At 64.0% G+C, this 13,564-nt stretch carries 12 protein-coding genes; 3 read left to right on the forward strand and 9 right to left on the reverse strand.

Annotation, left to right across the window (positions count from 1 at the left end; translation table 11 throughout):
- Positions 1-110: 110 nt before the first annotated feature.
- A complete protein-coding gene (locus NMAG_RS02630) occupies positions 111-767 on the reverse strand; it encodes a GNAT family N-acetyltransferase (protein ID WP_004214158.1) in 657 nt (218 codons plus the stop codon).
- Between the two features lie 120 nt (positions 768-887).
- On the opposite strand from NMAG_RS02630, the gene NMAG_RS02635 reads away from it, so the two are divergent.
- A complete protein-coding gene (locus NMAG_RS02635; protein ID WP_004214159.1) occupies positions 888-2,894 on the forward strand; it encodes a S9 family peptidase in 2,007 nt (668 codons plus the stop codon).
- A gap of 3 nt (positions 2,895-2,897) precedes the next feature.
- Here the strand turns inward: NMAG_RS02635 and NMAG_RS02640 are convergent, their stop codons facing one another.
- On the reverse strand, positions 2,898-3,833 hold the full coding sequence (locus tag NMAG_RS02640) for a hypothetical protein (protein ID WP_004214160.1): 936 nt from the start codon (positions 3,831-3,833) through the stop codon (positions 2,898-2,900).
- A 159-nt stretch (positions 3,834-3,992) separates the two neighbouring features.
- On the opposite strand from NMAG_RS02640, the gene NMAG_RS20785 reads away from it, so the two are divergent.
- The gene (locus NMAG_RS20785) at positions 3,993-4,391 is read left to right on the forward strand and encodes a hypothetical protein (RefSeq protein ID WP_012996373.1); all 399 of its coding nucleotides are present in this window, start codon (positions 3,993-3,995) and stop codon (positions 4,389-4,391) included.
- 106 nt (positions 4,392-4,497) lie between these two features.
- Here NMAG_RS20785 and NMAG_RS02650 read toward each other — a convergent pair whose 3' ends face one another.
- Positions 4,498-4,872 (reverse strand): sensory rhodopsin transducer, encoded by a 375-nt coding sequence (locus NMAG_RS02650; protein WP_004214162.1) that lies wholly within the window; start codon positions 4,870-4,872, stop codon positions 4,498-4,500.
- A gap of 177 nt (positions 4,873-5,049) precedes the next feature.
- Here NMAG_RS02650 and NMAG_RS02655 point away from each other — a divergent pair, with 177 nt between their 5' ends.
- Entirely contained in the window at positions 5,050-6,744 is a 1,695-nt protein-coding gene (locus NMAG_RS02655) for an aldehyde ferredoxin oxidoreductase C-terminal domain-containing protein (RefSeq protein WP_004214163.1), read from the forward strand.
- Between the two features lie 33 nt (positions 6,745-6,777).
- On the opposite strand, the gene NMAG_RS02660 is transcribed toward NMAG_RS02655, so the two are convergent.
- The 6 genes from NMAG_RS02660 to dnaK all read right to left on the reverse strand — a co-directional run bounded on the left by NMAG_RS02660 (position 6,778) and on the right by dnaK (position 13,544).
- Positions 6,778-8,064: an MFS transporter gene (locus tag NMAG_RS02660; protein WP_004214164.1), complete on the reverse strand. Its 1,287-nt coding sequence runs from the start codon at positions 8,062-8,064 to the stop codon at positions 6,778-6,780.
- An 8-nt stretch (positions 8,065-8,072) separates the two neighbouring features.
- Positions 8,073-8,354 carry a MoaD/ThiS family protein gene (locus tag NMAG_RS02665; protein WP_004214166.1) on the reverse strand — a complete coding sequence of 94 codons (282 nt, stop codon included), beginning with the start codon at positions 8,352-8,354 and terminating at the stop codon, positions 8,073-8,075.
- Positions 8,355-8,429: 75 nt separating this feature from the next.
- On the reverse strand, positions 8,430-9,008 hold the full coding sequence (locus NMAG_RS02670) for an FAD-dependent oxidoreductase (protein WP_004214167.1): 579 nt from the start codon (positions 9,006-9,008) through the stop codon (positions 8,430-8,432).
- Between the two features lie 248 nt (positions 9,009-9,256).
- Positions 9,257-10,072 (reverse strand): acyl-CoA synthetase family protein, encoded by an 816-nt coding sequence (locus tag NMAG_RS02675; protein ID WP_004214169.1) that lies wholly within the window; start codon positions 10,070-10,072, stop codon positions 9,257-9,259.
- Between the two features lie 62 nt (positions 10,073-10,134).
- Positions 10,135-11,307 (reverse strand): molecular chaperone DnaJ, encoded by a 1,173-nt coding sequence (gene dnaJ, locus NMAG_RS02680; RefSeq protein ID WP_004214170.1) that lies wholly within the window; start codon positions 11,305-11,307, stop codon positions 10,135-10,137.
- A 281-nt stretch (positions 11,308-11,588) separates the two neighbouring features.
- Positions 11,589-13,544, reverse strand: coding sequence for a molecular chaperone DnaK (gene dnaK, locus NMAG_RS02685; protein ID WP_004214171.1), 1,956 nt, complete (start codon positions 13,542-13,544; stop codon positions 11,589-11,591).
- Positions 13,545-13,564 lie beyond the last annotated feature (20 nt).

Genomic DNA, 13,564 nt, shown 5'->3' on the forward strand with positions numbered 1-13,564 from the left:
TGTCGTCACACATTGTCGTCACACATTGTCATCACACATTGTCGTCACACATTAGTGTGGATCAGGCCGCGGACAGAGAGTACCAAGTAACTAACGAGGGTATCCTGCACTCAGCGACCGGTATCGTACTTGTACGTCGCCGATTCGGTGTCGATGCCGAAATCCTCCGGACTATCCTCGTCGGCCACACCTGCGTCGCGGTCGGACGCCTGTTTGAACGCCTCTCGGAGCCGATCCGGCATCCGGAACCGATCGATCTCGAGTGCGTGGGCGACGGCGTCGGGGTCGGTTTGGTCGCGTTTCGCCTCGAGTCGGTGCTGGAGCGCTGGGGGCAGCTTCGATTCCTCGATTCGGCGGAAGCCAAACTGTGCGAGGTACTCGCCCTCGCTCGTCAGCGAGTAGACGGTGTCGAAGCCTTCGTCGCTCGCGTATTCGATGAGCCGTTCGATGATGTGTGCACCGACGCCCTGGCCGCGCCAGTTATCGAGGACGCCGATACTGGTGAGTTCGCAGACGTCGGTTTGCTGGTCGGCCGAGTCGTCGCCGTTCTCGCTGCCCTCACCAGCATCGCCACTGTCGCTTGCCTCACCACCGCTCCCACCATCCTTGTGGATTCGAATCCGACCGAATCCAGCCTTCTCGCCGGATTCCTCGTCGACTGCGATGACGTAGTCACGGGACCGGAACGCCGTGTCGTCGAGCTCCATCGACTCGATGTGGTCGAGTAACCAGACCTCCTCCCGGTTTTTCGCGTCCCGTACGTACATGATTCGATATTCGACCCGAACGGCCAAAAGGGTTTGTGGGGCGGTAGCGACTGCGTCCCGAGGACCACCCGAGGTTCGAATTCCCGAATACCTATAACATAGGCATGTGACATGTCTCCAATGGCCGCGACAGACGATCTCGATACCGAGACAGCGGACGTACTCGAGTCCCTCGCATCGCTTCCGACGATCGCGCATCCGACTATCTCACCCGACGGCTCGGAGATTGCGTTCTACTACGACGAGACGGGGCGCAACGAACTCCACGTACTCGACGTAGAGACGGGGACACTCGAGCAGTGGTCCGACGGCGACGTACCGCGAAATGCGCGCTGGTTCCTCCGCTGGGACGCGGACGGAGACCGCGTGTTCTTCCACCAGGACGAGGGTGGCGACGAGCAGAACGACATCTACGCGCTCTCGCGAGCGGGAGCGGTCGAATCCGTCGTCGAAATCGATGGCCAGGCGGTTCTGAACGACGTGAGCGACGACGGGGAGTCGCTGCTGTTTACCTCGAACCGCGACGGCCAGATGAACGCGTATCGGTACGACTGCACGAGCGAGGAGGTGACCAAACTTACCGACTACGAGCGCGCCGTTGGCGCGCTGTCGTTCTCGCCGGACGGGGAACGGATCGCCTATGCGACGAACGAGACGGACGACTTCGACAACATCGACGTCTACGTCGCGAACGCCGACGGCTCGGAGCCGCGAAATCTGTCGCTCGGCGAGGTGGGTGCGGAGTCGGCACCGATGGACTGGGGGCCCGACGGAGAGCGGTTACTGGTCACGGACAATACGACGGATCTCAGCCGCGCAGGTGTCGTCGATCTCGCTGCGCTGGACGAGATTGCCGTCGAGGCCGATGACGACACCGAAAGCGACGCTGGCGACACCGACGCCCGGGCAGCAGCCGACGACGCCGTCACCTGGTTCAGCGACAGCGATTTCGAGGAGTCCCCCACTGGATTCCTGCCCGGTGGCGAGCGCTTCTTCACACTGCGCGATCGTGCGGCCCAGTCCATCCCCGTCGTTTACGACATCGAAACCGGTGAGAGCCGCGAACTCGACGTTCCCGAGGGGATGACCACCGTCGGCCGAATGGGACCGAGCGACGTCGCCATCGACGAGAATCGCCTCCTGCTTCAGCACACGAGTCCGACGACCCGACCGGAACTGCTCGTCTACGATCTCGCAACCGACGAGTACGAGACGCTCCTCGAGGCTGAGTACGGCCCGTTCTCGCCCGAGGACTTCGCCGACGCGGAGTACCTCACAGTACAATCCGACGGCGTTCCGGAGACGCCCGCCGAAGCAGTCGACCACGAGCCAGCCGACGAACTCGAGATCGGTGCGCTACTGTACGACTCCGGTGAGCGCCCGTCACCGCTGCTCGTCAAAGTCCACGGGGGGCCGCGCGCTCGGGATACCAAGGGATTCAACCTCTACACGCAGATGCTGGTTATGCAGGGCTTTTCGGTTCTCGAGGTTAACTACCGCGGCTCGACCGGCCGCGGCCGCGAGTTCGTCGAGGAACTCCTCGAGGACTGGGGCGGCGCAGAGCAGGGCGACGTGGCGACGGCCGCCGAACACGTCCTCGAAACGCGCGACTGGCTCGACGAGGACCGCGTCGTCGTCTTCGGCGGCTCCTACGGCGGCTACTCGGCCTACTGGCAGACGGTACAGTACCCCGACCTGTACGACGCCGGTATCGCCTGGATCGGCCTCACGGACCTCGAAGAGCAGTACGAGACGACGATGCCCCACTACCGGATTGAACTCATGGAGAAGTACCTCGGCACGCCCGAGGAGAACCCGGACCTCTACGAGGAGCGCTCGCCGATCACGCACGCCAAGAACCTCACCGCGCCGCTGCTCATGGTTCACGGCGTCAACGACACCCGCGTCCCCGTCTCACAGGCCCGGCGCTATCGCGAGGCACTCGAGTCCCTCGGCTACGAGTTCGGCCCCGATGGCGATGTCGAGTACGAAGAACTTGGAGAGGAGGGCCACGCGTCGACCGACCAGCGCCAGCAACTGCGGACGTTCGAGTTGCTCGCGGACTTCCTCGACCGACGGGTTGACAACGAGCCTGCGGATGCTGCCGAGCACGCGGCAGACGACTAAGCGCTACCCGCCCGCCAGCGCCGCCTCCAACCGCGACTCGATCTCGGCTAGCTCCTCGCGCAGCGCCGCTCCCTCCTCGCCCTCGAGTGCATCGAGTTGATCGACGAGCCCCTGCAGCCGTGAGTATTTCTCCTCCTCATCGACGCCGGTCTTCTGGACGTAGACGCTCTCGTCGGTCTCGTAGACCTCGTCCTCGGTGAGATCCGTCACTGAGAGGACGACGTCCAGTTTCTCCCGGTCGACGCCAAGGACCCACTCGCGGGGCACGTCGTGCTCGTCTAACGCCTCGAAAATCGTCTCCTCGTCCATCGGTCGCCGCCGTTCGCGAACCGTCCGCCGAACGGTGCCGTACCGACCGTGCAGCTCCTGATCCGGGCCGAGCCGATCGAGCAGCGCGTTCCGCGCCGACTGACGAAGCCGGTCCGCACCGTGCTGGACGTCCGAGGCGAGGACGTAGAGATCCGTGAGGGAATCCGTCTCGAGTACCCCTGGTTCGGTCGCGTTCTCGAGTCCGTCGAGCAACGCGGCGAGCAATAGCCCATCGTCGTGGACGCGCTCGGGCTGGGTGCGCGCCTCGGCTGCGGAGACGAGGTACGGGCTCTCGCCGGCTACGGCCTCGTCATCGTGACGGATGGTGTTGTCCGTGACTGTGTACGTTCCAGAGAGCGTCAATAGCACTGCGTAGGGCTCGACACTCGGCTGGAGGGTTTCGACGCCGAGTCCGTCCTGGTCGTCATCCGCGAGTTGCGCTGTGAGTACGTCGAACTGCTCGCGCCAGAGGCTGTGCGTCTCCCCGCTGTCGGCGTATCGGACAACAATCCGGTCGTCCGCGGACCGCACGATATCGAATCGCCGCTCGGAGACTGGCGTCTCGAGGACGGCCCCGGACTCGAGTTCGGTACACGCTGTCCGAAGGTCGCTCCAGCGGTCGTCGTTCATGCCGGTCACTCCACGAGCGGCGGGCAAAAAGCGGTGGCAAGCAGGTGCGCGGATCGTCTTACTGTTTCCCACTGTTACCTGCCGTTCCTTGCCTCCGTTCTACTCCAAAATTATATTCCAAATCAACAAATTCATACACACGGTGACAGACTACCGCGTATGGAACGGCGAGCCCTCCTCACGTCGCTCTGTTTCCCACTGTTCGTTTCTGTCTCCGGCTGTCTGGCACGAGAGCAGTCTCCGCGTCTGTCCCGTGTGGCCGTCGCCAACTTCACTGCCGAACCGGTCCGCCTCGAAGTGCGCCTCACAGACGGCAGCGAAACCGCGTACGAAGACGCCGTCAGTCTCGACGCCAACACCGAAGACAGGGTCGTCCCATCGACGGTGATTGAAGACGAACTTCCCGAAGATCACGGCGCGTCCGTACTCGAGTACGGCCTGGCTGGATCGCCACTCGAGACGCTGGAGCTGTCGGATTATGTCGAGTCCGATTGCGGGAAAGTCAATCTCAATGTTCGGGAAGAGACAGTCGAGGCGTTCGTTTCCTCGGGGTGTTGATCGTTCGGCTTCGTGGTGTTGATCGTTCGGCACTCGAGTTGACTGTGACTGTGTAGTGAGTTGCCAGCGAGGTACAACCGTCGTTTGGGACACGGGGCCATCGACGCTACGAGTCGCTCGGATACGCAATCGTCGAGAGCAGCGCGTTCTCGGCCTGTCGCGAGTCCAGCCGGGTGTGCTGGCAGACGACCGGCACGTCGGATTCGATCACGCTGGCGAATGGCGTTCCCGTCGGGATTTCTTCCGGCTCTTCGAACTCGTTGAACCGCAGGTGTTTGGTCCGTTCGGCCGGCACCGTCTTCTCGAACGGCCCCACTGGTCCGCGGTCAGTGAAGTAGACCGTGATCTCGACGCTGGCGTCCTCGTCACTCGTATTCAAAATGCAGATTGATTCGTGACTCAGCATCTCAGGTTCGGGACCGTTGCTCCCTTCGGGGATGTATCCCTCAGGAATCGTCCAGGTGGTCTTCCCTGTGGCCATCGTGTCTTCTTCTGTGCCACGAATCGGCCTGAAACGAGGGCCTGTATGGGCAGGTATGTCCTCTCGATGGGGCCGAACGAGAGAGTGGACTCGGTTTGTACTCGAACTGTACTCGAGTACCCAGACGAACTGGCTCGGTGGCTTACAGCTAAGGCCCCGGACGAACAACTGTGGGCTATGCTTCACGCAAAGGGGCCGCTGCTGACCGTTGACGTCGGTGAGCGAACGGCCACTGAGACCGAAATCGACGACCTGCTCGCCGAAACCGTCGGCGGGCGGGCGACCGCGACCGCACTGGCACACGAGCGAATTCCGTTCGATGCGGAGCCGTTCGGACCCGAGAACCGCGCCTACCTCTCGACGGGGCCGCTCCAGCAGTCCCAGATGTCCTTTACGGGTCGGATGAACATGACCGGCCTCTCACCGTTGACAGAGGGACTCGTCTCGACGAACGCTGGCGGCTATCTCTCGCGCAACTTCGTGGAGGCTGGCATCAGCGTTTTCGAGGTCGTCGGCGAGAGCGACGAACTGCTCGCCATCCACGTCACCGACAGCGGCGTCGAGTTCGAAGAAGTACCGGAACTCGAGGGCGCGACGGTTCCCGAGACCTCCGACTACATGGCCGACCACCACGACCTCGGCCCCGAACACTGCATCGCCATCGGCCCGGCGGGCGAGAACCTCGTTCGCTTCGCGTCGGTGATGACGTTCGACTCGCGGGCGTTCGGCCGTGGTGGCCTCGGTGCAGTTCTCGGCTCGAAGAACGTCAAGTGCGTCACCTTCGAGGGTGACAGCGATGCAGCACCCGAGGTCGACGTCGAGATTCCGAACCCACCGGAGATGGACATCCACCGCGAGGCGGCCACCTCGGACGACCGGATGCGTCGCCAGGGGACCACCGGCGGGACGGAGTTCATCAACGACAACTTCTCGCTGCCGACGCGCTATTTCGAGGGATACGAGTTCGAGGACGCAGATCAGATCGGCGGCAACGCCGTTGAGGAGAAGAAGTACAAGAAAGGATCCTGTTCGGCCTGCGCCTACGCCTGCAAACTCCCGACGCGGGACGAAGAGCGCGGCGTCGAGACGGAGGGCCCGGAGTTCGAGACCGTCTACGCCTTCGGCTCGATGCACGGTGTCGGCGACATCGTCGACGTCATGCAGGCGAACGAACTCTGTGACAACTACGGGATGGACACCATCTCCGCGGGCGTCACCGTCGCGGCCTATCTCGCGAGCGAAGACGAGTTCGGGAACGCAGAACTTGCCCAGGAGATTACCGAGAAAATCGCCCGCCGCGAGGGCGTCGGCGACACGCTCGCGGAGGGGGTCGCTCGCTGTCACGACGACCTCGGCGTCGAGAACCTCACCGTGAAGGGCATGGAGTTCGCCGCCCACGACGGCCGTGTTCTCCACGGACAGGGCCTGTCCTACGCCGTCGCGAATCGCGGTGCGGACCACATGTACGCCGGCATGCTGAGTCTCGAGTACGCCGGCGAACTCGATCCGGAAGGTACCCTCGGCAAGGCCGACGTGCTGGTCGACCAGGAGAATCACAACGCCTTCCGCGACACGGGTATCGTCTGTGCCTTCGGCGGCGATTACGTCACCGAGGAGCGTCTGGGGACGCTGTTCGACGCCGACTACGAGGACCTCCTCGAGGTTGGCAAGCGAACGATCGAGCGCGAGCGACACTTCAACAATCAGCGCGGCCTCGACAGCGCGGACGACGTGCTCCCCTACGAGATTCCGGATCTCGAGGAAGCGGTCGCGGAGTACTACGAGGCTCGCGGCTGGAACGACGACGGAACGGTGCCGGAGACGACGGATGCGGTCGCGGCGGGCGAGACGGCGGTTCCGTCGGACGACTGAGTTGGCTGAATACGCGCTTTTCGGTGCCTTCGATTAGGCCAACACGAGCAGTGAGACTGCAATCACGAGTGCAACTGCCGGGAAAATCGCAAGGATCGCGAACAGGACGCCCATCCCGCCGTAGGTGAGCGCAATGCCGGCGATCGAAGCCCCCGCCGCGCCGATGCCGAAGACGCCGAGGTAGGTGTAGCCGAACGAGAGGCCGTGCACGTCGGCCGCGACGTACTTGCCGATCAGCGCCTGGTGAATCGGCGCTTCCATGTAGACGAAAAAGCCGAGCGCAGCACAGACCGCAAGCGTCGCCGTCAGGCCGGCCGAGGCTCCGATCGGGAAGAGTATCGAGACGACGACCAGCGCAGCGAGCGCGACGATGATCGCCCGTTCGGGCGAGCGCGTATCGCTCAGCTTTCCGCCCGTATACTGCCCGACCGCACCGATCAATAGCAAGCCGGCGTAGGCGTACTGGCTGGGATCGACCGTCTCGCCGGCGATCTCGACCGGTTCGAACACCGCCAGCCCGGCGAGTACGTCTGGCAGGAAGGTGAAAACACCCCGGTAGTACGTCCCGGCCAGCATCGCGATGGCGAACACGAGGACGAAACTACCCGTGAACAATAGTTTCGACTGTGAGGCGAACGCGGTGAGGCGCTCCCGCGGTGACGGCGCGCTGTCATCGGTCTGTGCGGCACCTGGATCGGTATCACTACCCGAGCCGTCCGTTTCGGGACGCGGTGAGTCGTCGGCTGCGTCAGTACTGTCCGTCGCTGCCAGTTCATCGAACTCGAGTCGGGTCGCTGCAACGACGCCAACGAGCGCGGGCACGACGAACAGCGCGGCGACGACGCGCCAGTCGAGAACGGTCAACATGATGGCCGCGACGAGTGGGCCGAGTGCGGTGCCGACGTTGCCGGCGACACCGTGGTAGGCCAGCACGGTTCCTTGCTTGTCTGCACCGCGGGTGATCAGTGAGAGCCCGGCCGGGTGGTACAGGCTGGCTGCGGCTCCCCAGAGGACGAGCGCCGCGGCGAGCAACCAGATGTTCGCAGCGAGGCTGATGAGTGCGAAGCCGCCGCCCATGCCGAGCATCGAGACGACGACGAGACGCGTCGAGCCGTAGCGGTCCGCGAGGATGCCACTGGGGAGTGCGCCGACACCGATGAGGGCGTAGCCGACCGCGACGACCGTTCCGAGAACCGCAGGTGATACATCGAAGGTGTCGAGCCAGAGCACGACGAACAGCGGAATCGTTAGCTCGTAAATGTGGAACGTCGTGTGGCCGAGCATCGTGAACTCGGCGATGTCGCGGTCGGTGCCCTCCATCGTGTGGCTCAGCCCCCGTAGACTGACGGAACGAGGCGGATCACGGCGCCCTCCCGGAGTTCGGTTGCCAATCCGTCGATGTGGGTCACGTTTTTCTTGTCCATCGTGACGACCGTATCCCCGGCCAGCGCTTTCGCGTCCTCGTCGACCAGTTCGCCCGACAGACCGGGGTACTCGTCCTCGAACTCCCGGAGCAGGTCGCCGACCGTTTCGGCGGTGGTCTCATGATGGATTGTCTTCTCGCCGACGGTGTCACGAAACGGCCCGAAGAGCACGCACTCGAGTTGCACGATGTGCGAGTGTTTCTCGTGGGATGTCTTGTAGGCGACGGTCGCGGCGATAGACGGCCGCTACACGACCGGTTCTCACTCGGAACGGAGGTCGGGCACGTCCGCGGGCGTATCGAAGTCGTGGAAGTGTTCGCCCTTCTCCTTGCTCAGAATGTTGAGCGCGGCCGATGCGCCGTCGCCGGCCGCGATGACGGCTTGCCACTCCTCCGCGCGGACCATCGCACCGGTCGCGTAGAGGTTCTCGACGCTGGTTTCCATATCGATGTCGACGTCGATGGCTCCCTCGTCATCGAACGCGATATCCAGTTCCGCGTCCTCGGCCAGCGAGCGATCCGCACCCGTCGCGAGGACGACGTACGTTGCCTCGTAGGATTCGTCCTCCGTCTCGACACGAAAGCCGTCGTCCGCCGACTCGACCGCCGTGACCGGCTCGCCGAGGTGTACGTTTGCACCGCGGTCCTCGACCTGCCCGCGGGCAATCGTCATGTACTCGTCACCGCCGAGGCTTCGAATCCCGAGGTAGTTGAACAGGTGTGCCTTGTGCATCCACGTCTCGTCGGTGTCGAAGACGTCCGTCTCAAGGCCGTTCTTCGCCGTAAACAGTGCCGCACTCAGACCGGCGGGGCCGCCGCCGACGATGATCACATCGGTCATACGCTACTTCGACCACGAACCAGCCGATAAACGATTTTGTCGTCAGCAGAGACGGTGTTCGGCGCGTGACTGTCCGCGACGCTGGAGCTCTGGCCGCAGAACCTGGGGCCAGCGGTTCGCGACTCGAGTACTCCCATCACGATGCCCATTCCAGCCGGTACTCGCGTTCGCCCGCCACCGATTCCATCGTCTCGAGAACAGTGCCAATCTCACCTGCAGGATAGTGACGGAGATCGCGTGGACCGGTCTCAGGCGGTCCGATCTGCCAGGGACAGTTCCGCTGGGTCGATCTGGTGTGTCGACTCGCTTGCTGTCGCATTCGAAATTGTGTACCGCGTGCCGTATTCGTCTCCCTCGGAACGCTTGACACGCTCTTGTGTATCGTCTTCGCCTGCGGTCCCATCGACAGACTCCGCCTCCAGCACTGTCACTGCTCCCACGAGCAGCGGCGCGAACACACCCGCTACCGCGACTTCGACAGCCGAGAGCGGCTCTCGAACCACAACGCGGTCACCCGCCTCAATCTCGTACTCGTCGATCAGAGTCCGAGCGGACTCGAGTACCTGTGCGTGCGAGACGGCAGCGCCGCCGTCGGTGAGCAGCCCGGTCTCGGGAGCCAGCGACTGTGGTGGGAACGATGGGTTCTCACTCCAGAGGCCGGCGTCGAAGTGCTTGATCGCCGGTGTCTCCGGCTTCTCGCCGTAGCCGAGCATGCTGGTCCCACGGGGAAGGTCGTAGCGGCCGGACTCGAGTTCGTCGACGGGTGCGACGAGTGCCTGCAGGTCGGTTGCGTCGGTGAGATCCGCTGGCGGGTTCGGATGGGTCGTCGCCCCGAGAAGTGTTGCACCGAAGCAGGCGAGCAGGGCCACCGGGCCGTTGCCGGCAACGCCGACGGTGACGCCCTCGCGGACGCCGGCGTGGCGCAGGAAGTTGCCGGCCTTCCAGGCCGAGGTACAGAGCCAGTGGGCGTCGTAGTCGCGGCCCGTCGCGTCGACGAGGACCGTCCGATCCTCGCGGCGGTCCCGGGCGAACAGCTCGTCGACTGTGCCAACGTGCGCGGTCATACTGGCTACTGTGTGCCGCGGTGAAAAAAGCGCGCCGAAACGGACGGCTGGCGTGGCTGCGATCAGAACGCCCGCTTGATTTTCTCGAAGAAGCCTTCGTTGACGTCGATCTCGTCGCCGCCCGCCTCTGCGAAGGCCTCGAGCGCTTCGCGCTGCTCCTCGTTGAGCGACTCCGGCGTGACGACCTGGACCTTCACGAAGAGATCTCCCTGCCCTCGACCACGCAACCGCGGCATGCCCTTGCCCCGGATGCGGAAGGTTTCGCCGCTCTGGGTCGCTCGCGGAACGTCGAACTCGACGGCCCCGTCGAGCGTCGGCACTTCGACGGTGTCGCCGAAGGTCGCCTGCGGGAACGAAATCGGAAGCCGGTAGCGCAGGTCATCGCCATCGCGCTCGAATTCCTCGTGCTCGCGGATTGCAACGTCGATCAGCAGATCACCGTGTGGCCCACCATCCGGGCTGGGTGCACCCTCCCCTTCCATGCGGAGGGTCTGTCCCTCCTGAATGCCCGCTGGAACCTCGACGGTGAGCGTCGCCTCGTTGCGGACGTAACCCTCGCCGCGACAGGAGTCACAGGTTTCGGAGTAGAGCGTTCCCTCCCCCTCACACTGTGGACACGTCGTCGTCTGCTGGACACGACCGAGCGGCGTCTGCTGGACCTGCGTCACCTGCCCGCGACCCTGACACTCCGAACAGGTCCGGGAGTCGGCGTCGGGCGGGTGGCCCTCGCCGCCGCAGTCGTCACACTCTTCGGGACGCTCGACGGTGAACTGTTTCTCGACGCCCTCGAAGGCTTCGTCGAGATCGATCTCGAGTTCGGTACGCAGATCCCGGCCCTTCTGGGGACGGCGACGACCGCGCCCGCGGCCGCCACCGCCGAAGACTTGCTCGAAGATATCGCCGAGGCCGCCACCGCCCATGCCGCCACCCATACCGCCGAAGGGGTCGCCACCCATGCCACCCATTCCGCCGCCCATACCGCCCTCGCTGGCGTCGAAACCGTGCTTTTCGGCCTGCTCGTAGCGGTCGTGGCCCATGCGGTCGTAGGCCTCACGTTTGTCCTCGTCGGTGAGTACCTGCTTTGCCTTCTGGATCCGCTTGAACTTCTCCTCGGCGTCCGGGTCGTCGCTGACGTCCGGATGGTACTCCGTGGCCTTCTTCCGGTACGCCTGTTTGATCTCCTCGGCGGAAGCGTCGCGGCTCACACCGAGTGCGTCGTAGAAGTCCTCGCTCATTCGTTGTTCCACCGATACTCGGTTGAGGCACTTGAAACGACCGTTCCCGCGGGACGGTGCAGATGTGGGTGTCTCCTCGTGATTACAGCAGTTACAGCACAGGTGTGGGTAACCCTCCGTAGCGCCGTGGCACCACCAGTTGCTGGTCGTCGGGAAACAGCAGTGATTCTCCGCCGGCTACAAACAAAACCGGCCGTCACTCGAGTACGTCTCCAATTGCCGCGCGGACTCGAGTACTCGTTGTGCGAACGAGGTAGCGATGCGAACAGCGGGCGCGGGGATTACTGCTCGTCGTCTTCCTCGTCGACGTCGAAGTCGACATCCTCGAAGTCGGCGTCGACGAACTCCTCGTCGTCGCCGCCTGCTGCGCCGCTTGGGCCTGGGTTCGGGCCGCCGCCCATACCGCCCATGTCGCCCATGCCGGCGCCGGCTGCGCCCGCTCCTGCACCTGCGCCGCCTGCTGCACCAGCACCGCCAGCGCCCGCTGCACCGGCATCCTGGTACATCTGCTTGCCGATCTCCTGCAGTTCGGTGCTCAGGTGCTCGGTCGCAGCTTCGATGTCCTCGGCCGTCGCCTCGCTGTCGTCGATCGTGGCCTCGAGGTCCTCGATGGCCGCCTCGATGTCACCGCGAAGGGCATCGTCGACTGCCTCCTCGTTCTCCTCGAGGAGGGTCTCGGCGCGCTGGATCGTGGCCTCGGCCGTGTTACGGGCTTCGATTCGCTGGCGCTTTTTCTCGTCCTCTTCGGCGTGCTTCTCGGCTTCCTGCTGCATCTCGTCGATTTCGGCATCGGAGAGACCCGCGCCGCCCTCGATGGTGATCTCCTCGGACTCGCCGCTACCCTTGTCCTCGGCGGAGACGTTGACGATGCCGTTCTCGTCGATCGAGAAGGTGACTTCGATCTGTGGAGTGCCCGCGGGTGCCGGTGGGATGCCGGTCAGGTGGAATTCGCCGAGCATCTCGTTTTTCTCGGCGAGTTCGCGTTCACCCTGGAAGACGCGGACCTGCACGGTTGTCTGGTTGTCCGCGGCGGTGGTGAAGATCTTCGACTCCTCGGTCGGGATTGTCGTGTTCTTCTCGATGAGGCGCTCGAAGAGACCGCCCTTGACCTCGATTCCGAGGCTGAGCGGGGTCACGTCGAGCAGGACGATGTCGTCGACCTCGCCGCCGAGGACGCCGCCCTGAATCGCCGCGCCGAGTGCGACGGCTTCGTCGGGGTTGACGTTCTTCTGGGGTTCCTTGCCGGTGAGTTCCTCGACCTTCTCGCCGACCTGTGGCATGCGGGTCGAACCGCCGACGAGGAGGACTTCGTCGATGTCGTCCTTGCTGTAGCCGGCGTCTTCGAGGGCTTGCTCGGTCGGGTCGACGGTGCGGTCGATCAGGTCCTGCGTGAGTGATTCGAACTTCGCACGCGTGAGAGACTCTTCGAGGTGGATCGGGCCGTCGTCGGTGGCCGTGATGAACGGCAGGTTGATCTCCGTCTCTTTCCGGCTGCTGAGTTCGATCTTGGCCTCTTCGGCGGCGTCCTTGAGCCGCTGGAGGGCCTGGCGGTCCTCGCGGAGGTCGATGCCGTGGTCGGCCTCGAACTCCTCGGCGAGGAAGTCGATGATGGCCTCGTCCCAGTCGTCACCACCGAGGTCGTTGTCTCCGTTGGTCGCGACGACCTCGTAGACACCGCCGCCGAGGTCGAGGATGGAAACGTCGAACGTACCCCCACCAAGGTCGTAGACGAGGACGGTCTGGTCGGAGTCGTCGTCGAGCCCGTAAGCCATCGAGGCGGCCGTCGGCTCGTTGATGATGCGCTCGACTTCGAAGCCGGCGATTTCGCCGGCGTCCTTGGTCGCCTGGCGCTGTCGGTCCGAGAAGTACGCGGGGACGGTGATGACTGCCTTCTCGACTTCGTCGCCGAGGTACTCCTCCGCGTCGCGCTTGATCTTCTGGAGGATCATCGCGGAGATTTCCTCGGGTGTGTACTCTTCGCCCTCAATGTCGACGGTGTAGTCGTCGTCGCCGATGTGGCGCTTGATGGAAGCGATCGTCTTTTCGGGGTTCTGGATCGCCTGGTTCTTCGCGGGTTTGCCGACGAGCCGCTCGTCGTCGTCGGTGAACGCGACGACGGAGGGGGTCGTCCGTTCGCCTTCGGCGTTGACGATAATCTCCGGATCGCCGCCTTCCATGACGGCGAACGCGCTGTTCGTCGTACCGAGGTCGATTCCGAGAATCTTGTTGCTCGCCATTGTGGAGGGTATTGTGCGCA

This window comes from Natrialba magadii ATCC 43099 (genome assembly GCF_000025625.1).
Lineage (GTDB): Archaea > Halobacteriota > Halobacteria > Halobacteriales > Natrialbaceae > Natrialba > Natrialba magadii.

Bases quoted from the DNA above. Each gene is read 5' to 3' on its own strand.
- NMAG_RS02650 (WP_004214162.1), bottom strand. From the start codon at position 4,872: ATGGCCACAGGGAAGACCACCTGGACGATTCCTGAGGGATACATCCCC.
- NMAG_RS02630 (WP_004214158.1), bottom strand. From the start codon at position 767: ATGTACGTACGGGACGCGAAAAACCGGGAGGAGGTCTGGTTACTCGAC.
- dnaJ (WP_004214170.1), bottom strand. From the start codon at position 11,307: ATGAGCGAGGACTTCTACGACGCACTCGGTGTGAGCCGCGACGCTTCC.
- dnaK (WP_004214171.1), bottom strand. From the start codon at position 13,544: ATGGCGAGCAACAAGATTCTCGGAATCGACCTCGGTACGACGAACAGC.
- NMAG_RS02660 (WP_004214164.1), bottom strand. From the start codon at position 8,064: ATGGAGGGCACCGACCGCGACATCGCCGAGTTCACGATGCTCGGCCAC.
- NMAG_RS02640 (WP_004214160.1), bottom strand. From the start codon at position 3,833: ATGAACGACGACCGCTGGAGCGACCTTCGGACAGCGTGTACCGAACTC.
- NMAG_RS02655 (WP_004214163.1), top strand. From the start codon at position 5,050: ATGCTTCACGCAAAGGGGCCGCTGCTGACCGTTGACGTCGGTGAGCGA.
- NMAG_RS02675 (WP_004214169.1), bottom strand. From the start codon at position 10,072: ATGACCGCGCACGTTGGCACAGTCGACGAGCTGTTCGCCCGGGACCGC.
- NMAG_RS02670 (WP_004214167.1), bottom strand. From the start codon at position 9,008: ATGACCGATGTGATCATCGTCGGCGGCGGCCCCGCCGGTCTGAGTGCG.
- NMAG_RS20785 (WP_012996373.1), top strand. From the start codon at position 3,993: ATGGAACGGCGAGCCCTCCTCACGTCGCTCTGTTTCCCACTGTTCGTT.
- NMAG_RS02635 (WP_004214159.1), top strand. From the start codon at position 888: ATGGCCGCGACAGACGATCTCGATACCGAGACAGCGGACGTACTCGAG.